Origin of the sequence: Roseburia sp. AF20-18LB (assembly GCF_003461185.1) — a bacterium.
GTDB classification, from domain to species: Bacteria; Bacillota; Clostridia; order Lachnospirales; family Lachnospiraceae; genus Roseburia_C; species Roseburia_C amylophila.
In genome coordinates this window covers 360,567-382,458 of sequence record NZ_QTWP01000003.1, presented here as the reverse complement: position 1 = coordinate 382,458, position 21,892 = coordinate 360,567, and the positions used below count along the sequence as shown (strand labels likewise).

The window sequence follows — 21,892 nt, the reverse complement described above, 5'->3', positions numbered from 1 at the left end:
ACGATGGGTACAGTTATTGTTGGAACTGTAGTTGTAGCAGTCGTTGCACTTATAATTCGAAGCATGGTAAAAGACAAAAAGGCAGGAAAATCACTGCAGTGTGGTGTGAACTGCAAGCACTGTGATGGACATTGCCATTAATCTAGATTGGAGGCAGGCATGACGCAGACGACACAGACCAGAGACAAGATAATCAAGATGCTGAAAGACCGGGGATGCCGGATGACAAAGCAGCGTCGTATTCTTTTGGATATTATCTTAGAAGATAACTGCTCCAGTTGTAAGGAAATTTATTACAGAGCGTCCAAGAAGGACAAAAGCATTGGAACATCAACCGTATACCGTATGCTCAATGCATTGGAAGAGATTGGCGCAGTTACAAGAAAAAATATAATCGTAGTAAATCTGGATGACAAGGCAGAAGAAGCATAGCCCTCGTATCCGAAAAAATTTAAACAATGTAGACAATGTATAAGAAAAGCCCGGAGCAATCCGGGCTTTCCATGTTGAACTTTTACATAAACTGCGTCATCATATCACTGGAATAGACCACGCTGAGAAGAACCACAGCAATGGCAGAAAGGATAATTCCTATGATGGAAGTAATCATTCCGGCAGTAGCCATAGAGTTATTATATGGCTTGGCTTTCTTGGAAAGAATTGCTGCAAAAATGCCCACAATACCAAGCCCAATCAGATAGCCGATGCAGGAAAGTACCAGACTGATAATGCCAAGAACAAGAGATACAATGGAAAGCATCTTAGCTTCGTGTTCATCATCATAAATCGGAACGTTGTTGTAGAGCATCTCTAAGCGGATGCGTCTGGATTTACGCAGCATGACAAACATCGGAATCGCCAGCATGATAAATGACAGGGAATTAATTGCGGAGAAAGTATTGATCTGGGACACAATATTTCCAGCATCGAAAATTCCGGTGGAAAGCAGGCTGGCAAAATCAACAAGGGCATGGAAAATGACAAGCATCCAGAAATTGCGGGTAGATGCATATATCGTACAGAATAAAATACCCATCAAAGCAGCGGAGATAACCTGAATCAGCGCACTTGTAAATTTCACTCCGGAAAGGATATTTACAAAATGCATCAGACCAAAGAGGACGCCGCCTAAAACAATGGCACCGGTAATGCCTTTTCTTGTTTTTGGAAAACTGTTCAGTAACAGATTAAAAATGACACCTCGGAAGACCAGTTCTTCTACCAGTCCAACCAGAAAAATAGCAACTATATAGAATATAATTTCCAAAGCAGTTCTTACATTTCCCACTTTTGACATACTGCAAAGATAAATCTGTGCAATAAGGCTGAACAGACAGTAAACCACAAAGAAACCGCCGGTATATAAACTTCTGAGCCAGCCGGCAACATTTTCCGTAAAGATGCGGGTATAACCAATCACAAAGGTTATAATCAGGAAAACAATCAGAATGATAAATTCTGCGATTGCCTGAAGCAGGTAGTCGTTTTGTTCATTTAATCCCGGAATTTTTCCTAAAACAAAGCCAAGTCCCAACAATAACCCGGTAAAAAGAATAACCGCTACAATAGACAGCACAATTCCAACGGGTGCTGACAGATTTTTAAATTTTTCTTTCATTGTAAAATACCTCTCCTTAGTAAATGAATCAAATATGCGTCCATTATAGCATATATTTCCGGAAGTACATAATGAAATGTAAAAGTTATATAATTCGCTTTTGTGAAAATCATACAAATACAATAGTGTGTTTTATCTAAAATGCTAATTGACAGAAAAAAGTAAAATGTTTAAGCTATTAAGTGATTGTTGAGTAAACAATGGGAGTGTGGGCTATGAAAATAACACTTACATCTTTTATAGAATAAGGAAGTTCATATATGTCGGAATTCTCCGGCAAGTATCCCAAATAATTTATAAAACAATTTAATATAACATAATTGCAAAAATAAGTTGGGAGGATTGCCTGTAAAAAACAGGCAGTTCTCCTGATAAAAGAGGAGCTTAAACATGAAGAAAAGTAATGTGGCAGGGTTAATTGTTATAGCATTATTTGTAATCGGAATAGCTGTTGCATTGATGCAGTATAAAAGAGAACAGACATATTCGGATGAACAGAAAAATGTTCTGGCGTCAGAAAAAGTAGTATTGAGTGCAGATGAGAATTTGTTTGGAATGACAACAACAGATGCACCGGAAAATTATGATATTACCAAGGATTATTATGAGAATTATGATAACGCAGGATTGGAAAAGTATGTTATTCCAATTGCGTTTATGGATGAAGAATCATACATATTTGGAATAAGAGAAACAAAGTATTGCCAGTATGTTTATATAGATGATAGTCAGGATATAGTAGTAGAAATGACTAAGGAGCAAAGGGAAAAATGGATAAGTAAGTTAAAAGAAAAAATAGATGATATATTACAGCAACAAAAAGAAAGTAAAGTATACAATTTTAATTTTGAGAAAGATTATAAAACTTTGCAAATTGATGTTACAAAAGAAGTATTAGACCAAGAGAAAATGACTTCTTTTATGTCTTATCTTACAGCATTGTTATATCATTCGGAGATATATCAGGTCCTTAATGGAAATACAGATTGGGCAGTTCAGGTTATTACAGAGGATTGGGACACCGGAAAAGAATTAATTAATATAGAATATCCGGATGAAGGATTCCGTTTATCGGATGAAAATTGGGAAAATATATAAATTGCTTAGTATGATATTAAGAATGTTTTGATATAAGAGGAAAGAAAAATATGACGAGAGATTTTTCGCCAGGGGCAAAAGAACTGTTAATGCAAATTTTTTCAGATGTGCAGCAGGTTGATACCAGATATATCGGAACAGTTGCAGGACTGGTAACAGCAGGAAATGCAATAATTACATATTTTACAGATTTAGCAGATAATATTAATCCGAATGGTGGAAATCTTGATATAGAAAAATTAAGAACAACACTGGAGGCTGACAGGGAACGATTAGACAAAATGCAGCAGAGTATATTATTTCCGTTTCAAGATTAAATCTGATGTATGATGAATTTGAAGCACTTTCTAAAAAGGAGCAATTAGAGTATATAAACCGTATTGCAGCATGGGTACTATCAATCATTCCGGAAGTAGAATTAGAGGATGGATTATATGAGGTTACAGTTCCACTAGGGGTAGATATGACGGCAACCTATTGTGTCAGCGTGAAGGGAACAACAAATTTTGGAAACCAATCAACGATTAACTTTGCAATAGAGAAACAACAGATAATGCTACAGTCTTTTAAAATATCAAGTGAATATTTGTTTGATAATAAACTTTCAGTAGCAGGAGAATTGAGCGAAGATGGTGAGGCTTCAGTTTCAATTATTGCAACCGAAGGAAATATGGAAGTGTCATTAGGACATGGTATATCACTAGGAACATCAAGTGTGAAGTATGAAATTGAAAAAACTCTTGAAGATAATGTAAAAGTAGCTTCATCTATTGAAGTAAAAAAAGCAAACAATACAGAAATGCCAGAATGGGAGGCAATTCCAATAACGGTAAAAGAAACAGCTATGGAAAGGAATCCTATACCAGAACATGAGTATCAGATAGATGGAGAAAAGGTTCGCAATTTAGCTATAGTTTTAGGAATAGCATATGGCTTGTATTTTTTGACAAAATGGGCAGTTGCAGTGGCATTTATGGCACCCACGGGTGGAGCGTCAATAATGGGTGCTTTGGTAGCTCCATAAGGATTAGGAAAAGAAAAATGAAAAAGAAAAATATAGTAGGGATAATTATTATAGCATTATTTGTAATCGGAATAGCTGCAGCAATGATGCAGTATACAAAAGAACAGATGGTAGCAGAAAAGCCAGAGGTTGGGGAAGAACCGGAGACAGTAGTATTAAGTGCGGATGAGAATCCGTTCGGAGTAGAAATAAAAAAATAAATGAAGATTATGATCTGACAAAGAATTATTATAAAAATTATGATGACACGGGACTGGAAGAATTTAAAATAACAGGAATCTTTACAGATAAAAAGGAATATATCGTGGGATTGCGGAAATCAGGATATTGCAAGTATGCCTGGCTAGATGAAGAAGAGCAAGTAGTATATATTGAGATGACTCAAAAGCAAAAAGAAGAATGGATTGACAGAGCCATAGATGAAATTGATAAAGAGTTGAATTCACTGGAAAGCGAAGAGCTATATAAATTTACAGTTGAAGATGATTATACAGTTATCAAGTTGGATATAGACCAAAGTGCATTGATTGATGAAATGGGAGAAGCACTAATAGTATTAATTTATGATTCTGAACTATATCAGATTTTTAATGGCAATGAGAATTGGTCGATTCATATTATGGTAAATGATATGGAGACACAGAAAGAGATGATGAATATTCAATTTCCAAAAGAAAAATTTCGTCTATCACCAGATATGTGGGAAAAAGTAAAAACAAACGAATGATAAGGAACATATATTTTGAAAATATAGAAGGAAAAGAAAAATGAAAAAGAAAAACATAGTAGGGATAATTATTATAGCATTATTTGTAATCGGAATAGCTGCAGCATTGATGCAGTATAAAAGGGAACAGACAGCATTGGAACAGCCAGAGGTCGGGGAAGAACCGGAGACAGTAGTATTAAGTGCGGATGAGAATCCGTTCGGAGTAGAGATAAAAAAGATAAATGAAAATTATGACCTGACAAAAAATTATTATAAAAATTATGATAATAAGGGATTGGAGAAATTTGTTATACCTAATATTGCAATAGATGAAAGGACATATATTGCCGAGTTAAGGGAATCAGGATAATGTCAATATGGTTATATAGATGAGGAAGATAATATAATAGCAGAAATGACAGAGCAGCAGAAAGAAGATTGGCTTAATTATACAGTAAATGATATCAATAGAATTATAGGACAAGGTGAAGAAGGGTTTTATAGTTTTAAATTTACTCGTAACTATGAAGAACTTCAATTGGAAATTTCAAAAGAAATACTAAATGGAAAAACAACAACACATACAGCACTCGTTATGTCATTGATATATGATTCGGAAATATATCAGGTACTGAATGGAAAAACAGATTGGGCAATACACATTGTTGGAAAAGATTTAGAAACAGGTGGTGAATTAATGAATATAAATTTCCCGGAAGAGGGATATCATATATCTATTGAAAATTGGGACAATATGTAGGCCGGTAATTCTTTTATACAAAAGATAGGAAAGTGAAGATACATAATAATGAAAAAGAAAAATGTAGTGGGGATAATCATTATAGCATTGTTTGCAATTGGAATAGTGGCTGCACTGATAGTATATAAAAAGATGCAGATGGTGCCGGAAAAATCACAGGTCGGGGAAGAACCGGAGACAGTAGTATTAAGTGCAGATGAGAATCCGTTCGGAATAGAGATAAAAAAGATAAATGAAGACTATGATTTGACAAGAAATTATTATAAAGATTATGACAATACAGGACTACAAAAGTATATCATTCCAGTTATTTTTACAGATAAAAGGACGTATATTGCCGAGATGAGAGAGTCCGGATATTGCCAATATGGATATGAAAGTAAAGAAGAGGGACTGGTTGCAGAGATAACAGAGCAGCAGCGAAAAAATTGGCTGGAGTTAACAGAAAAGGATATAAAAAGAGTAATAGAACAAAATAAGGATGAAGAATTATATCATTTTAGAATTAGTGATGATTACAAAATACTTTATCTGGATGTATCAAAAGAAATATTAAACAGTCAAAGTACCTTTACGGCAAAGATGAGCTCACTTATGACTTTGACATATGATTCAGAAATATATCATGTATTGAATGGAAACAAAGACTGGTCATTACAGATTATCGTAACTGATATGGAAACAGGAAAGGAATTGGAAAATATAAAATTCCCAGATGAGGATTATAACTTATCAATTGAAACCTGGGACAACCTGTAAAAATAGGTGGAGCATCAATTGCAACTGCTGCTGTATTACCATAAGAAAATGGAGGAAATAAGAATGAAGAAGAAAAACATAATGGGAATTATAGTGATAGCAATATTAGTGATAGGAATTGTGGCAGCGCTTGTAATATATAAAAAGGAGCAGGCAATACCGGAGAAAACAGAAACAGGAGAAGAAGAGGATACAATTATATTAAGTGCAGATGAAAATCCGTTTGGAATGGAAATAAAAAAAATAAATGAAAATTATGATTTGACGAAGAATTATTACAAAAATTACGATAACACAGGATTACAGAAATTTGAAATTACAGCTATATATACGAATGCAACTGATTTTATAAAAGAAATACGTGGAGCAACTGAGTATTGCCAATATATATATTTGGATGAAAAAAAGAACATTATTATAGAGTTGAATGAAAAACAAAAGGAAAAATGGATAAAGAAAGCCGAAGAAAATATTAGTAATGAATTAGAACAAACAGATGAAGATGAATTGTATAAAATATCGGTTTCGGATGATTATACCGAAGTTAATTGTCAGGTAGCTCAGAAGGCAAACGGACTTACATTTACGGCAAAACTAATGATTATATTTTTTAATTCAGAAATGTATCAGATATTAAATGGGAATGCAGAGTGGTCAATTCATGTTGTTGCAAAGGATTTATCTACAGGAGGAGAGTTGGTAAACATTGATTATCCGAAAGAGGTGTTTTCTATAACAGAAGAAACCTGGGACAACCTATAAAAAATGAAATTGAACGGGAGAGAAAATATGATGAGAGATTTTTCACCTGGGGCAAAAGAACTGTTAATGCAATATGTTGATGATGTTATTGCTTCCGGTGTATGGGAAACAATTGGGAATGGAAAAGGAGAGTTTAATCAGGCGGGACAGGACTGGTTGAGCAAACTTGGTATTTCAGACTATTTGGATAATATGGAAGGATATTATCAGAATATTATAAGCAAGCATTCTACAACAAAAGAAGAGATTGAGCAAATTTTTTCAGATGTACAGCAAGTTGATACCAGATATATCGGAACAGTTGCCGGACTGGTAACGGCAGGAAATGCAATAATTACATATTTTACAGACTTAGCAGATAATATTAATCCGAATGGTGGAAATCTTGATATAGAAAAATTAAGAACAACACTGGAGGCTGACAGGGAACGATTAGACCAAATGCAGCAGAGTGTTGTAAGAAATTTAATTAAAGATGGAAAGGCAGAAGAAGCGAGGAAGTCTACGGATTTGACGAATTTGGTAATGATATTCGGACTGCAAAAGATATCTTTAAAGATTCTTTACAAAGCTTTGGATTTACCGGTTATCAGATGGACAGCGTTGGTGTACTATACTTTGCACAGGCAAGACGATATGATGCCGGAGTTGGCAGATTTATCAGTGAAGATTTTATAAAGGGGCATATTGCTGCGCCATATACAATGAACCATTACAACTATTGCTGGAATAGACCGTTGGATTTGGTTGATTTGAATGGTATGGAACCAGTAATAAATATAGTAGACGAATTTAATAATATAGGAAAAAGTAAGTCGGAAGAAAAAAGCTTGATAGATTTTCCTGACGAATTTTTGGGTGGAATGAACAAAGAGGAGAATTCAATTCCAGAGGAGTATGATATTAAGAAAATATTAGAAATCCCGATGAATGAAATCAATGAGCAGGAAAAAGCAAGTAATAATGATAATGAGAGTAATAATACGGATAAAAATGATGATAGTGACAAAGATATCCCGATTGGTGTGCTGGGATTATCAGGAAGTATTGGGGCTGGAGCATATATGAGTGGAAGTGTGCAAGTTGTGTGGGATTTAAATGGTAATATTGCATTACAGGTTTCTGGTGGAACTGGAGCAGAAATCGGTCAATCCGGAAATGGAAGTATTTTTTTGGGGGGTGTACAAGGCACAGGCAATAAGTGAATTGAATGGTTATGGGTTAGAGGAAGGTGGAACAATAGGTGAAGGTTTAATCATTGGCGGAGGCGCATGGCAAGCGTGTGATGATAATGGAGATGTAAAACATAATGGAGGATATATAAGTGTTGGACTAGGGGAAGAGGGTACTTTGGCATCTGGTCATGTAACTATGTCTAACACTTGGACAGTCTGTTCAGGTAATATATTTGAATGGTGGAATAGTTTGTGGGAAGGAGAAGAACAAGGATGCTTAGAATAAAAAACAGGAAAGAGCAACTCATGAAAAGATTTCGTTGTTTTTCAATAGAAATAGCAATTTTTTGGACAATTATTTTAATATATACTTTAATAAGTAAACATTATGTAAAGTATTATTATATACATTTGTCACAGGTTGCTGCAAGTATACCGAAGGAATATATGAATAGTGAAGAGTCTGAGCGTTACAAAACGGATAATGAATTTCTAATACAATCAAAGGAAAACACCTATATGATTTATGGAATTGAATTGTCCAATGTTGATGAAAGCAGCTTGATAACTTTCCTGGATGAAGAGGATTTAAAAAAGTTAAAGTCAGCAAATTCATTCAGTCAGATATTAGAGGGAATCCAGGATGGAGTAGGATTCCTGTGGGGAGATGTGACCGCAGGAAATACGGAGAAACCATCTTATATAATTTATTATTTCTCTTCGGTAGAAAAAGGGCAGGATGAAGATTATCAGGTATACATTATGTTTTATATAAAGGGAGACTTGAAATATATGGAGATATGTATAATGGATGAAGAGCATGCTTTATCAGAAAAACAGAAAGAACATATGGAATTGTTTACCAGATGATGTTAAAAGGTGACTTGGTCAGTTGCAGACTTCAATATGGAGATGAGGCTATGGTGAAAAAGGGCAAAGCAATTTTAAAACAAACAGGAGCAGGAATTTTTTCATATGTTTTGTTCTGTTTAGGTGGAGCATATGAGAGTTATTATCGTGGAGCCAATATGGGCTTTACAGCATGTATAGCAGTGTGTGTAATAGCTTTTATTATTTTGGGGGCAGTAGTTTCATTTATAAGAAAGGAATACGATTATAGAAAATACAATGCACATATATGTTTATTTATTTCGCTGGGACTTTTGATACAAATAATGGTGCAGGGAAATTTGCCGCCTGAAAAAAGCACAGCAATTTGTATTATAAGTTATGTGATTTCTATAATATTGGGAATTTGGGGGGCATTATTAACAACTGGAAAAATAGTAATAAAAAATAAAAATGTAAGAAGTACGTTAAAAATTATAGAAACAATGAGTTTATTTTTATTAACGTGTTTGTGTGTGGTAGGAAGACGATTTTTTGGACGCAGAGGAGCAGTATTATTCAATGCATTAGGAAAACAAAAAAGTTCAGTATTTTTTTTGTGTTGTATTATGATTGTAATGATGGTTGCAGCATTTATAAGTGCATTTGTAAAAGTAGATATAATTGCGAGACCAGACTTTTATAAATCCAGAAATGAAAATAGTAATTAAAACATTACTTTTATAGAATGGGGGAAAAAAGATGGTAAAGAGTAAAAGAAGAGCAAAGGTAGTTATAGGTATTATTATTCTTATTTTTATAGTATTAGTTATATTTCTTAAAATGAAATACGGTACATATGGATTACATGATTTTAATTGTTTTTTCCGTCAAAGCAAACAGGAAATTTTAGAAAAAGAAGGTGACCCTGTTAGCAGAGAAAAATTATATGGAAGTTGCGAGGATATTAAATTTGAAGATATAGAATATACCTTTATTGGAAATTATCCGGAAAGTGTTAGAATTACGGATCCTGGTATTCGATTTGGAATTTTACAAATTGGGGTAGGCTCATCAAAAAAAGAAGTTATGCTGGCATATGGATTAAAGAAAACTTTAAGTAATGAAGAAGAAAATGAATATGCGGTTCAAAATGGTATTTATTCAACATCATTCTATTTTGATGAAAATGACAGAGTATATAAAATTGCATGTGGAACAGGAGTATAGCGCGGAATGAATTCAAGGGAGAAGAACAAGGATGTTTAGAGTGAAATATATGGAGATATGTATAATGGATGAAGAGCATGCTTTATCAGAAAAACAGAAAGAACATATGGAATTGTTTACCCGCTGATAAAGAAAAATGCAAATACATTAGGACAAGCGGCAAGGGGATGAATGGAGATGGCAACATATTATGCTTTTGTTATTTATTGTATGGAAGTGATTGCTCTTTTAGGATGGATAATAATTTTATGTAAAGCCAATGGCGGAATTATATTTGAAGTGCAAACTTTTCGAAATAGTCAAAAAGAGATAGAGGTATCACCAAGAGGAGTCAGAATTTTTTCTAAGTGGGTTGGAGGAATATCCGGGATAATTATGATTGGCATTTTGGGAAAGGTGATTATGCCGGACATTCTATGGATACCGAATATATTGAAAGAAAAGTCTGCTGCAATGCCAAAAGAATCTGCTATGCTTACGGGAGTGATATTTTCGAATTATAAAGGAAAAATAGCATTTATTTGGATAGTAATTATTATTATGTTATTTGTTATGATAGAAAAAAGGGTGTTACGAACATTAACAAAAAGAGTGAAGGAAAAGAAAGAGTATACCGAAATCTATTTATGGGGAAGGGAATACTCAATTTTGCTTTTGCTGCAGGCATTTGTAACATCTGTATGTTTGCTTATATTGGTAGGCTGCCTTACAGGGGGCTATACAAAATCTGTTGAGAAAATATGGAAAGTTTCTGTATGGGTTGAGTATGTTCTGGTATTCATTAACGGAATGTATGCACACCAGAAATTATTCATTTTTAAGAATGGAATTGTTACATATCATAAGTATCGAAAAGAAAATTTTGGTATAAAAGAAGATTTGGAAATTGTTATAGAAAAAAGTAATAGAGTACAAGTCAAATTTAAGGGGAAAGAAATATCGATATTAGAATGTACAGCAAATTCAAAAAGAGAATTAGTAAATGTGCAGGAAATGCTGTTGGCAAGCAGAAAAGAGCGTATAGAAGAAATTGGAACAGATGCGAAAGTGGCTGCAGAAAAGGAGAATGATACAGTTGATGAAACGAAAAAGCCAGAGCGAAAAATAGATTTTACTAGTCTCCCAAATAACGGCAAAGTGCAAGTGGCAAAAGAGCGATTTATGATATACGAAGAAAAAAACAATAAGAAGATACTTTATTTATGTAAGGGAACTGAGAATTGGTATATAAAGAGTGCAAAATGGAGTATAGAGAGTAATGGTAATACTTTAAATATTAAGAAAAAAATTACATTTGCTCAAGCATTCTATATCTCCTTTATGACAGGTTATATTATAATTGCGGTATTGGCAATGATGTTGGGGATAGTTGCACTTTTTAGTCAGGATATGGTTTTTACGGAGAAAACATTATTTGTTTGTATGGCTTTAGTAATAGATTCTTTGTGTATTTTTTTATGCTATATAGTGAATAAGACTTTTAATATAGAGCCTGTTAAGTATTTATATAAATATTTGGACGATATTCAAAGAGAGTATAAAGGTGTATAAATTCAAGGGAGAAAAATTAAGTAATGCCGAATAGATATATTATTATGTTAACAATTACAACAATTGGAATGATTTTAGCATGTAGAGTGAGAAACTGTGATGAGAGATTTAGGAGAATAGTGATTAATGGGAAAATAAGGAATTTGTTTCTATTTCCAGTAGCAGTTTACAATCAAACGACAATTTTTTCCATGGTTGTTTGTGTGAGTTATGAAATGCTAATTGGTTTGGCATTATTTTCTATCTATTTGCTTAATGCAAAAGCATCAACTGTATGCTTTTTTTGGGGAGCTTTTCAAATATTTTTTGCATGTGTGGCTGCGACAGTGGAATGCTTTGCAGAGTGGAAAAAACAAGAAGAAATGAAAGAAAAAATCAAATACTTTATATTATCCATTTGTTTTATGATTGCATCCATTGCTTATTTAGTAATGGAAATTTGCAAATTTGCGAATATTTAGAGCCAGTAAACTGAAAAATTGCATGCGGCGAGGTTAGGAGAACAAATGCAAAAGAGTAAACAAAAATATCATATCTCTATGGAAAAGTACAATATAAAAAAGGGGTTAATAGTGTATACATGCATTGTTCTCGTTTTTGGTGGATGTATACAGGCAATTAATGATAAATATATAAAAGAGCAACTAACATTGTTATTTGTGGATTTGCTTTTAATAGAAGCGTTTTTGGCAGTGACATTTTCTGTTCAGTTTTTTCAAGATGGATATATTATTCGACATGATGAAATCGTATTTTTTCATAAATTCAAAAAGAACAGAAAAAAATTGAAGAAAATAGAAGCTGTTGTGATATCGAATGCATACATATATTTTCATGGAACAAATCCAATTAATATGTGGAAAAATGGAAAAATAATTCCTTGTCCATGGTTTACTTTATTTTTTGAAAAAATAGATCCAATGGAGGTGGGGTTATATCCAGATAAAGTGACTTCCATTGAAATAGAGAATAAAATATTTAAATCTAAGCAAAAAGTGGGCTTTATCTACCAGAAAGATGTAATTGATGAAATAATGGAAAAATACACAGGAAATATATATATTACAAAGTCGCTATATCTAAATTTTAAAAATGAAATAGATGAAAGAGCAGCAACAAAGTCAATACATATTATTTGAATTATGATGAATGGGATGGAAATGTATTTGAAGCACAAACTTCTGTGAATAGTTAGAAGGAGATAGAGGCATCGCCAAGAGGGGCAGGATACAATGGAAAAAATACAGGCTTTTTTAAAGACAAAAAAGAAATACGAAGCTAATTTATGGAATGATCAGATAGGATTTTTCCTAATAACAATTATCTTTTTAGGGGTGCAAATATTGAATTCATGGAAGGTATTGGCAGTCTGTACCATAATAGAAATTTGTCTTCTGATTCTTTGTTGGAGGATGGAGAGGAAAAAATATGGAAGTGTATTTTGCAGTTTTGTTCATGGAGAAATTTTAGGGCTGATTTTTTTAGTAGATGGATGGTGCTTTATTGGGTTAATGAGAAAACCAAATAATTATTTAATGATAGGAATAGTGGGAACAACACTGATTGCATTGTGTTATTTTGGACGCTTTTGGTTAGTAAGAAAACGAATACATGACGGATGGTATGAAAACGGAAAGAAAAAAGGATCAAATGGTAAAGAAATTGCCGCATCAGTTGCAATAATGACTTTTATGACACTAAGATTATGCAGAAACCAAACCGGGTCGAAACTGGAAAGCATGGGTCAAAATGAGACATATGCAATTGTAGTTGTACTACTTTTTGCACTTGCAATGTTCACCTCTTTGTGGGTCGATGCTGGTATGATGTATTATTATTTCAGAAAATATGAACGGGTTAATAAAAAGTAGAAACATTTTGCCTTGATAAAAATGACAGAGTATACAAAACTGTAGGTGGAACAAGAGTATAGTTCATTTTAAAATTAGTGATTAGAGCTGGTGAAAACAGATGATGAATAAACAAACAAAAATATTATATTTCAGTAGTATATCACAATGTAATGAGAGGGCTGGCAATATATTGTGGTCTAATTTTAGGAATAATTGTTATATTAAAACTTACTGGTGACAGATATGGAATTGTGTCAATTCTTGTCCTGCTTGAATACGTAGGGATTGCGTTCTTATTAGTTTATGGAATCGGGTTCTTCATAGATGGATATTACATTCAGGATGAGAAAATAGTTTATTATCATAATTTTAAAAGACGAAAGAAAGATTTATCTGAAGTGAAGTCAGTTATAATATCCAATATCTATCTTTATCGACGAAATTTAAGAGTAAATATATATAAAAATGGCAAATTCGTTCATTGTCCGTGGATAACACTCTTTTTTGAAGAAATTGATGCGGGATTATTGGTTAAAGATAGAAAAGAACTAAATACACTGAAGGTTGAACATCAATTATACAAGAATTGTTCTAAATATGGTTTCATTTATAAAAATAATATGGACAAGTTTTTAATGAATTTTACCGGAGAGGTATATATAGCTAAAACCGTATATTTAAATTTTGAAGAAGAAATGAAGAAATTATTTGGAGCAAAGGTGATATATATTATTTCGGATATGGGAGGAGAGAATTAGAAGAGGAAAAGTTGTTTGGTATTTTTACAAATCAGATAAACATAGTTAAAAGAAATGGAACAGAATATCGATTCTTTTTAGAAAAAAGGAATAAGGTAGTAGAGTTTTTACAGACGAGGTGATAAAGAAAATGCACTTATTCATAAAATGTATTATGTTTTCTGTCTGGATGTGGTTTATAGTTAGGTTTTCAGAAAAACCGTCAGGCAGAAGAAAAATTTGGATAGATAATCGATTCTTATATGTATTTACCTGGTTGTGGCATTCTTATGGAGAAATTTCGATTATGGGGTTGATGTATGCGATAGGTGTACAGGTAGTTGATATTATTGGAGTCGTTTTTTATTTATTGATGCCATTAAATAGAGAAATAATATGCATTTATTGGTTAAAGTTTCTTTTGGGAGTTCTGTTTTGGGCTGCTGGAATTGGAATATTTGATATGGCAAAAAATGCAGAAGAGAAAAGAGAAAAAATTCTACTGTATTTTAGTTGTTTTTCAGTTTTAGCTTTTGGGATATGGTATGCATTATATTTAATACTGGCGGATTTTATAGGATTATTTTAGACGAGGTGATAGTATGAAATATTTTTTAATTATATTAATAATTTTAGCATTTGTGATAGGAATTTTTGATTTAAAGTTTATGCTTGAATGTAAGAAAGAGCAGAAAAATAATAAAGCAGAAGCATTTATCTATGTAGGGGATAAAAAAATAATATGGATATTCGGAATTCTGTTTTATATAATTAGCGTTTTGGAATGGGTGATTCTGTTATTTTCATTAGAAATAGCGTCACTATTTCTATTTCTTTTTTGCTGCTGTATGGTTCAACTTGGTTTTGCAACATTTTTGTGTCAGCATTTTACATATTCGGCAGTATTTATAAAGAAAAATGAAGTATTTTACTATGCAGAAAGAAAACTAAAAAATATCCCAATCGGGCAAATCACCGGGGTTAGTGCAATGCCGGGAAATGTGGCATATCTGTTTTTTAATGAAAAAAAGGAAAGCCTGTTTGAACTTCAAATGAAAAAAGCTAATGCGAGAAAAATGCTGGAATATATCATAGATAGACAGCAGAACAATTAGAAGAACGAAAAGGAGCAGATTGCGATGGGAATCAGGGAAAAGTTGCATCTTTTTAAGAATAAAGATAATGCGGAGGAAAATAGTTCCAAAGAGGCAGCAAGAAAGTGTGTATTAAAAGTACAGGATAAGTTCCGCCTTAGAAATACAGATGATATCGTGGTTGTAGGTGAACTGAAGGGAAAAATACAGGTGGGTGATGCTGTCTACATGAGTAATTTTTCGGATGATGATGGAGAAATACTGGTGACAGTAGTGCTCGGAATAGAAGTTGGACAGGGAAAAACTGTGCGTGAAGCAGAAAACTGTCGGGTAGGATTGAAATTGGAGCAGACTGGAACTTATCCGATAAAATGCGGAACAATGATATATTCAAGAGCGACAACTGTAGAAGAAGTACATGATGCCTATATTTCTGGTCTGGGAGATACTTATGTATCGTCAAAACAACTGGTACTTTCACAGAAAGAACTTGATGAGTTAAGCATTACGGATTGTTCAGAAATCTGGCGTTTGTATGCGTGGTATAAAACGAAAGTAATTCCGGCAAAGGATGATGCTGAAAAAGAAGAAGTCCGAAAGAGGATTGGTGTAATTGCAAAAGCCCTTGTTCAAAAGGTATTGGAAGCACCTGCTATTTATTGCGTATACAGTAAAATCACAGGAGAGCCGGCACTTTTTTCCCAGACAGTAGACCGACAGGATGGCACATATATGTGTACACCACCTGATATCTGGATTCTGACTAAGGCATATAAGGATATATTTAAAGTCAGATTTCCAGAAGAACGGTATGAAATCAGAGAGATTAAAAACGATGATTCCCATAAGGCAATTTACAATTTCCTTGGATACTGTTTTTATATGAACGGTGCCTGTGGAGTCAAAGTGGTAAATGAAAATACGGCAATAGCAGCGCCGGAATTTGTTCCGGAGCCGGACTACAGCAATATACCGGAAATTAGCGTTCCGGTTACTAATCCTGACCTGGTAAGATGGATGCTTCTGATTGCTCAGCTTGGGCAGCCGGTAACAGACGAGCAGAAACTTATTTACAAATTATATTTTAGATTTCTGTCCATAGAAATGACAAAAGCCAGATTTATTATTCCAACTAAAACGTCAGCAGATTTTCCGGAGCCGGATGAAAATGGCAAAACGGTACTGAAAAAGGATATGCAGATTTCACTTCCGACCATAGAAGGAAAGCATAATAATGCAGCGGTCAGAATGTATACGGACTGGAAGCGGCTGCAGGATGCTATGGGAGATGGCTGGAAAGGAATGGTACAGTCGATAGAAGGAATCATCGACCAGTTTGACTGTGCCATCAATCTGACGGAGCATGAGAAAGCCGGCTGCTATGTAGACAAGGAAATGTTCCGGGAAATGCAGTCCTTTGAAAAAGATTTCCAACAAAATAATTGACAAGAAATGACAAAGAGAGTAATCTATTAACAGAAAAAGTAATTTGATGAATGGGAGTATGAGTTATAAGCGATAGTTAGTACAAATATCACATAATTCAGATATGTTGGAATTCTCCAGCGGTAATCCCCATTTGAGACTAAACTAAAATACATAGGTAGTGTAACTGATGCTGTGAAATATAGTTCAGTGTTTATTTGTGTATTTGGAAAATTTGTATTCAATAATAGCCAGATGAGTGGAGAGAAATCTTTGAGGGGTCTGGTTGATATGAAAATGATGGATAATCCGGTATTATTCATCAGAAAAGAAATTATTTAAATTTTTACCATTCATTCATAGACAAATAAGAATACGGGGGAATTATTATGAACTCCAAATATACTACACTGATAAATGGCAAAATCATAACAGAAGATACCATTTTAGAAAACAGCGTTTTACGAATCAAATCAGGGTATATTGATAAAATTGTAGATTGTAATGAAAATATAGAATATGGTGAAGTTATTGATTGTGCCGGTAAATTTATTATGCCAGGTTTAATAGATATTCATTCTGATGTTGTTGAAAATATTATAGTTCCACGTAAAGGCATAGTTTTCAACAATTATACAGCTCTTAGCGAAGTTGATAAAGAACTTGCTAGTCAAGGAATTACGACTATGTATCATTCAATTTCAATCGCAAATTCAACTATTTGCAATAGAAAACGTACTTTATCTGTAAAACAAATGATTGATATAGGTGATGACATATTTAAATACCATAAAGAAATGCTAATAAATCATCGTTTTCATGCTCGCCTTGAACTAAATACCATTGAAGCGTATTCCCCAATATTGGAACGTTTAAAAAGTGGAGTAATACACGAGTTATCATTGATGAATCACACTCCTGGTCAAGGACAATATTCCAGTTTGGAGGTTTTTAAAGTTGAAATAAGAAAACAATATGGAGACATATCCCCTAAAAAAGTAAATGAAATTATATGCGAATGTCAAAATAAGCCTTTATTGTCTCAATGTCAAATACAAAATCTTTTAAAGACTGCGCAAAAAAACAATATTCCAATAGCATTTCATGATGTTGAACAAGAATCACAACTTAAATTTATGAAAGAAAATGGAATCCGTATTTGCGAATTTCCTTTAAATTTTGATATTGCCAAAAAAGCTCATGAACAAGGATTCTATAATCTTGTCGGTGCTCCCAATATTATGAAAAACGGTTCTCACAATAAAAATGTTTCAGCGTTAGATTTAATTAAGGCAGGATATGCACATATAATATGTTCAGATTACTATACCCCTGCCTTATTGCAAAGTATATACACAATTGCTCAAAAAACAAATATACCACTATATGAAGCTGTGAAATATTCAACTCTTAATCCTGCCATTGCATTAGGAATTCAGGATGAATATGGTTCTATTGTTATTGGAAAAAGAGCAGATATAATTATTGTTTCTAATGATGAAATCATGCCAAAAGTATATAAAGTCTTAGTGAATGGAAAGGTTAAAATAGCATTGAATTATGGGTGAGTTATACAATTTTGAGAAAATATTTTCCTTGTTAGATAATTTAAGTAACTTTCAAAAATCAAGAATTCCACTATGTGCTGCTGAAAATGTTATTTCAAATTTTTGCAAATTACCACTAGATGGAGATATTCAGGAACGATATATTATGGGAAATTACTATACATATTCTGAAAAAAATAATTTTATTGGAAGCCAATATCTTGTTCCAATATATGAACAAATTCATAATGTATGCAAGTTGCTATTTGATACAAAATATACAGATGCGAGGACGTTAAGTGGTATGAATTGTGTAACAATGCTGCTTATGTCGCTTACCAATAGTGGTGACAAGATTGCTATTTTATCCCCTGCAAGTGGCGGACACCCCTCTATTCTGCCTGTTTGTGAAAGATTAGGTTTGCATGTATATGAATTACCTTATGATTATATCAATTTTGATTTAAATTACGAAGAAGCAAACTACATTATAGAGGCTGAAAATATACACTATATTTTATTGGCTCCATCAGATATAATTAAACCTATGGATATACAAAACTTAATGCTTGATAACAGCATTCTGTTGTATGACATAAGCCAAATTATGGGATTGATTGCCGGAAAACAAATTAGTAATCCTCTTAAAATATCATCTAATGTTGTTTTATTGGGTGGAACGCATAAAACATTACCGGGACCTGCGTCAGGACTTATTATGACAAATAATGAAGAAATCCATCAAACAATTGAAAGGAACATAAACCCAAAGTATTTGCGACACACGCAAATGCATCAAGTAATAAGTCTGCTGCTTGCTCTTATAGAGAACGAAGTATACGGGCAGGAGTATGCCAAAAATATAATATTGACAGCTAACATTTTAGGGGAAATTTTAGAGAAAAAAGGCTTTCAAATGTTGCATCCGCAAGAATATTACTCAAATACGCATCAGTTATTTATAAAGTGTGCCTCTGATGAAATGAATCAGATATATTATAATGCTTTAAAGTATGGAGTAACATTAAATACCAAAGGAAAAAAATTATTTGATAATACAGGTATACGTCTGGGTACACAAGAAATAGCTCGTTATGGCTGGAAGGAAGACGCATTAGAATTGATTGGAGATATCCTAAATGAATTAAGAACAACCACGCCTAATGCACCTTTTATTGACCATATAAAGCAAAAACTTCCACCAAAAAAAATTATGTATACGTTTCCTGATGACGTAATTGATAACTTTAAGCTACATCTACATAAGGAATAAATTTAAACTCTTGTATGCTATATAAGAATTTTCGATACATACATCTACAGCGGACATATATTCTAGTCGAACAAATTCTGATAGCACACTTGCATCTGGGGTTTCATTTTGCAAAAAACTTAATATCATTTCGGCTAATAACTTGTTGGTATACAAGTTATTAGTCTCACTTTCTCGAAATGTTTCAATTATTGCAGAAATTAATTGCTCAGATACGTAGTTCCCGATTGAAATATTAAGAACAATTAATGCAATTTGAGAAAGTGTTTTTAAGTTATAGTCGTTATTTTGTTTTGAAAAAGCTAAGGCTTTATTGTAATGTTCCTTTGCTTCTTCATATTTTTCGAGTTTCCTATAATATTCTCCAAGTTCAAAATATGTATTATATTGTAACCTCTTTTTTTGAACCTTATATTCATTTAGTGCCTTTTGTAGTAAATTAAATTGCAATTCAATATTCGTGTTTAACATTATTCTAACATATCGTGATTCTAATTTGTTGAAAGAATTTTTGGTACCTTTATACATTCCAGAGGGTAAATTATGAATTCTTCTTACTATTTTATTATGGAGTTCCCTTGCATTTTCGACCTTGTTTTGCAGCATATAAATATTCAATTTTTCCATCATGCTTTTTAAAATTTCACTTTCTCTTCCAAGTCTTATTGCGGCTTCAATAGATCTATCATAATAATCAATAGCGCCATCCAAGTCGTAACCCTTATGTCTCAAAGAATGCGCAATCCCCCATAAACATTTGGCTTCATATTTTTGAAATAATTCATTTTCTCCAATATTATTTAATAAGATATTATAGGTTTCTATTGACAAATCATATTCATTTTGTAAATGATAAAGTTGTGCTGTTAAAAGTGAAAATTTAAATTGCAATATTGTTTCAGGATTATTTGCGGAAATACGACATGTATCAATTACCTCCCTTGCTGCCGGATAATTACCAACTCCTATTAGTCCTGATACATAACCATAAATCACATATAAAAATGTCTTTGACTCAATTCCAGAACGTTGATTGTTCCAATCGTATAATAATTTATAGTGCTCCCCTAAAAGCAAAAGAAACGAATACTTTTCTCCATCAATTGCCTTTTCAATTACTCTAATGATTTCAGAATTTCTATTCTCATAATTCAGCATTAATAGATAATACGTTTTTTCAAATATTTTATTGTCGTTATTATAATAATTATATATCAATCCTATGATGTCCTTTTCATTATTGCATTTCTTGACTATATAATTTCTGAATAGCTCATGCATTTTTATATTTGCATTTGCTTTATCATATTCTATAAGAGAACTATTTTCTAATTCTTCTAGATCATTTTCGGAAATTGAACACATAAAATGTTGCAATAGTTGAAATTTAATAATAGCATTTGTAATACTTAAAAATGCTATAAAAAGGGCAATTTGTTTACTTTGAGATGACAAATCATCAAAGATTCTTTCCAAATATTTATCTATTCGTTCACCGCTAAAACTCAGATATTCTTCATTGTTTTTCAAAAATAGGCTTACAAAAATCGGAAGACCTTCGGAAAAAGATAAAACTTTCTGAATCATATTAGGAGGTATGTCACAATTATTGTTCTCGGCAAAATCAAAAATATCATTCTCATCAAATGTATTTAATTGCACATATTTGATAATATTTTCATTTATTGAATTTATAAACGGCTGTTTTTCAATTGAACCAACAATAACACAAAATTTAGGTGAATGGCTAAATAAAATATCCACAACTGTTTCAATTTCTTTACCCAGTGCATTCGTATTTACATTATCTAATACAATATATATCTTTTTCTTGCGTAGTGTCTTTGATAGCAGTTCATCGATATATTGTGCGAATGTTACATCTTTGGTAGCTACAGTATTTAGTATTTGCTCTACTATAGAAGCGTTTCCGTAACTTGCTAATTCAATGTATGTGGCTATTCCTTTGCCAATTTTTAATTTTTTCCTCGTTTTTTTATTCAAACGATTTAATTTATGATTAACTGAATCACAAAAAAATCTTAAAAAAGCACTTTTACCAATACCTCTTTTCCCATAGACATTGATTATGCGTGCGTTACTATTGACTGCACGCTGGAGTTCATTTAAGCTGCCTAATCGATCTGAAAACACTCCTCTTGCAATATAATATGTATTTAATTCTATTTTTTTATTTTCAAAATAGCGTTTGGTAGCCTTAATAGTCGCCCACATTGTTCCAGCGACAGTTGCTAATACACCAAAAATAGCGCAAAAAAGTTCTATAATATCTTTCGATTCATAATTCATAGTTGCTCCTTATATTAATGTTAAATGGAAATTATAGTCTTGTATAACGAATATGAAATTCCCGATACTTTGCCCAAATATAATAATCTTTGATTTTATAACTTCTTTCCAACGGATAATACCGGATTATCCATCATTT

29 protein-coding genes and 1 pseudogene are annotated in these 21,892 nt (G+C 32.8%); 28 read left to right on the top strand and 2 right to left on the bottom strand.

The genetic code is table 11. The features are described 5' to 3' along the window. Positions 1-3: 3 nt before the first annotated feature. Positions 4-141 carry a FeoB-associated Cys-rich membrane protein gene (locus DWX65_RS08980; protein ID WP_117699280.1) on the top strand — a complete coding sequence of 46 codons (138 nt, stop codon included), beginning with the start codon at positions 4-6 and terminating at the stop codon, positions 139-141. An 18-nt stretch (positions 142-159) separates the two neighbouring features. Further along, on the top strand, positions 160-432 hold the full coding sequence (locus DWX65_RS08975; RefSeq protein WP_118173290.1) for a Fur family transcriptional regulator: 273 nt from the start codon (positions 160-162) through the stop codon (positions 430-432). An 82-nt stretch (positions 433-514) separates the two neighbouring features. Here the strand turns inward: DWX65_RS08975 and DWX65_RS08970 are convergent, their stop codons facing one another. Then, positions 515-1,618 carry a CPBP family glutamic-type intramembrane protease gene (locus tag DWX65_RS08970; RefSeq protein ID WP_118173289.1) on the bottom strand — a complete coding sequence of 368 codons (1,104 nt, stop codon included), beginning with the start codon at positions 1,616-1,618 and terminating at the stop codon, positions 515-517. A 390-nt stretch (positions 1,619-2,008) separates the two neighbouring features. Between DWX65_RS08970 and DWX65_RS08965 the strand changes: the two genes are divergently transcribed. The 26 genes and pseudogenes from DWX65_RS08965 to DWX65_RS08850 all read left to right on the top strand — a co-directional run bounded on the left by DWX65_RS08965 (position 2,009) and on the right by DWX65_RS08850 (position 19,443). Then, on the top strand, positions 2,009-2,716 hold the full coding sequence (locus tag DWX65_RS08965) for a hypothetical protein (protein ID WP_118173288.1): 708 nt from the start codon (positions 2,009-2,011) through the stop codon (positions 2,714-2,716). Between the two features lie 89 nt (positions 2,717-2,805). Continuing rightward, positions 2,806-3,033 (top strand): hypothetical protein, encoded by a 228-nt coding sequence (locus DWX65_RS08960; RefSeq protein ID WP_147339154.1) that lies wholly within the window; start codon positions 2,806-2,808, stop codon positions 3,031-3,033. 5 nt (positions 3,034-3,038) lie between these two features. Beyond that, positions 3,039-3,740, top strand: a complete 702-nt coding sequence (locus tag DWX65_RS08955) for a hypothetical protein (RefSeq protein WP_118173286.1) — start codon at positions 3,039-3,041, stop codon at positions 3,738-3,740. 17 nt (positions 3,741-3,757) lie between these two features. Continuing rightward, on the top strand, positions 3,758-3,940 hold the full coding sequence (locus DWX65_RS08950) for a hypothetical protein (protein WP_118173285.1): 183 nt from the start codon (positions 3,758-3,760) through the stop codon (positions 3,938-3,940). Between the two features lie 104 nt (positions 3,941-4,044). Next, entirely contained in the window at positions 4,045-4,467 is a 423-nt protein-coding gene (locus DWX65_RS08945; RefSeq protein WP_022242227.1) for a hypothetical protein, read from the top strand. 40 nt (positions 4,468-4,507) lie between these two features. After that, positions 4,508-4,819, top strand: coding sequence for a hypothetical protein (locus DWX65_RS08940; RefSeq protein WP_118173284.1), 312 nt, complete (start codon positions 4,508-4,510; stop codon positions 4,817-4,819). Between the two features lie 45 nt (positions 4,820-4,864). Continuing rightward, positions 4,865-5,209 carry a hypothetical protein gene (locus DWX65_RS08935; protein WP_118173283.1) on the top strand — a complete coding sequence of 115 codons (345 nt, stop codon included), beginning with the start codon at positions 4,865-4,867 and terminating at the stop codon, positions 5,207-5,209. 48 nt (positions 5,210-5,257) lie between these two features. Then, complete coding sequence (locus DWX65_RS08930; protein ID WP_118173282.1) at positions 5,258-5,968, top strand: hypothetical protein; 711 nt, start codon at positions 5,258-5,260, stop codon at positions 5,966-5,968. A 63-nt stretch (positions 5,969-6,031) separates the two neighbouring features. Then, positions 6,032-6,730: a hypothetical protein gene (locus DWX65_RS08925; RefSeq protein ID WP_118057178.1), complete on the top strand. Its 699-nt coding sequence runs from the start codon at positions 6,032-6,034 to the stop codon at positions 6,728-6,730. A gap of 530 nt (positions 6,731-7,260) precedes the next feature. Continuing rightward, positions 7,261-7,434: pseudogene (locus DWX65_RS15760) on the top strand (RHS repeat-associated core domain-containing protein); the annotation flags it as partial. Between the two features lie 57 nt (positions 7,435-7,491). Then, positions 7,492-7,935 (top strand): hypothetical protein, encoded by a 444-nt coding sequence (locus DWX65_RS08920; RefSeq protein WP_242997842.1) that lies wholly within the window; start codon positions 7,492-7,494, stop codon positions 7,933-7,935. Continuing rightward, complete coding sequence (locus DWX65_RS08915) at positions 7,889-8,191, top strand: hypothetical protein (protein WP_147339153.1); 303 nt, start codon at positions 7,889-7,891, stop codon at positions 8,189-8,191. Before DWX65_RS08920 ends, DWX65_RS08915 begins: the two co-directional genes overlap by 47 nt. A 161-nt stretch (positions 8,192-8,352) precedes the next feature. Continuing rightward, positions 8,353-8,775, top strand: coding sequence for a hypothetical protein (locus DWX65_RS08910; protein ID WP_147339152.1), 423 nt, complete (start codon positions 8,353-8,355; stop codon positions 8,773-8,775). Continuing rightward, positions 8,772-9,464, top strand: a complete 693-nt coding sequence (locus DWX65_RS08905) for a hypothetical protein (protein ID WP_147339151.1) — start codon at positions 8,772-8,774, stop codon at positions 9,462-9,464. The genes DWX65_RS08910 and DWX65_RS08905 overlap by 4 nt, the downstream gene beginning before the upstream one ends. Positions 9,465-9,495: 31 nt before the next feature. Beyond that, entirely contained in the window at positions 9,496-9,963 is a 468-nt protein-coding gene (locus tag DWX65_RS08900; RefSeq protein WP_118173277.1) for a hypothetical protein, read from the top strand. Between the two features lie 177 nt (positions 9,964-10,140). Continuing rightward, a complete protein-coding gene (locus tag DWX65_RS08895) occupies positions 10,141-11,514 on the top strand; it encodes a hypothetical protein (RefSeq protein WP_118173276.1) in 1,374 nt (457 codons plus the stop codon). 44 nt (positions 11,515-11,558) lie between these two features. Further along, positions 11,559-11,975, top strand: a complete 417-nt coding sequence (locus DWX65_RS08890) for a hypothetical protein (RefSeq protein WP_147339150.1) — start codon at positions 11,559-11,561, stop codon at positions 11,973-11,975. Positions 11,976-12,020: 45 nt separating this feature from the next. Then, entirely contained in the window at positions 12,021-12,653 is a 633-nt protein-coding gene (locus DWX65_RS08885) for a hypothetical protein (protein ID WP_118173274.1), read from the top strand. 93 nt (positions 12,654-12,746) lie between these two features. Then, entirely contained in the window at positions 12,747-13,385 is a 639-nt protein-coding gene (locus DWX65_RS08880; RefSeq protein WP_118173273.1) for a hypothetical protein, read from the top strand. Positions 13,386-13,537: 152 nt separating this feature from the next. Continuing rightward, a complete protein-coding gene (locus tag DWX65_RS08875; protein WP_118173272.1) occupies positions 13,538-14,125 on the top strand; it encodes a hypothetical protein in 588 nt (195 codons plus the stop codon). A gap of 154 nt (positions 14,126-14,279) precedes the next feature. Continuing rightward, entirely contained in the window at positions 14,280-14,693 is a 414-nt protein-coding gene (locus tag DWX65_RS08870) for a hypothetical protein (protein ID WP_147339149.1), read from the top strand. A gap of 13 nt (positions 14,694-14,706) precedes the next feature. Continuing rightward, on the top strand, positions 14,707-15,219 hold the full coding sequence (locus DWX65_RS08865; RefSeq protein WP_118173271.1) for a hypothetical protein: 513 nt from the start codon (positions 14,707-14,709) through the stop codon (positions 15,217-15,219). Positions 15,220-15,243: 24 nt separating this feature from the next. Further along, on the top strand, positions 15,244-16,644 hold the full coding sequence (locus DWX65_RS08860) for a hypothetical protein (RefSeq protein WP_118173270.1): 1,401 nt from the start codon (positions 15,244-15,246) through the stop codon (positions 16,642-16,644). A 174-nt stretch (positions 16,645-16,818) separates the two neighbouring features. Then, positions 16,819-16,965 (top strand): hypothetical protein, encoded by a 147-nt coding sequence (locus DWX65_RS14980; RefSeq protein WP_158564720.1) that lies wholly within the window; start codon positions 16,819-16,821, stop codon positions 16,963-16,965. 47 nt (positions 16,966-17,012) lie between these two features. Beyond that, a complete protein-coding gene (locus tag DWX65_RS08855; protein WP_118173269.1) occupies positions 17,013-18,191 on the top strand; it encodes an alpha-D-ribose 1-methylphosphonate 5-triphosphate diphosphatase in 1,179 nt (392 codons plus the stop codon). Beyond that, positions 18,184-19,443: an amino acid hydroxymethyltransferase gene (locus DWX65_RS08850; protein WP_118173268.1), complete on the top strand. Its 1,260-nt coding sequence runs from the start codon at positions 18,184-18,186 to the stop codon at positions 19,441-19,443. Before DWX65_RS08855 ends, DWX65_RS08850 begins: the two co-directional genes overlap by 8 nt. Here DWX65_RS08850 and DWX65_RS08845 read toward each other — a convergent pair. Next, positions 19,429-21,753: a tetratricopeptide repeat protein gene (locus tag DWX65_RS08845; RefSeq protein WP_118173267.1), complete on the bottom strand. Its 2,325-nt coding sequence runs from the start codon at positions 21,751-21,753 to the stop codon at positions 19,429-19,431. The genes DWX65_RS08850 and DWX65_RS08845 overlap by 15 nt on opposite strands. Positions 21,754-21,892: the final 139 nt, after the last annotated feature.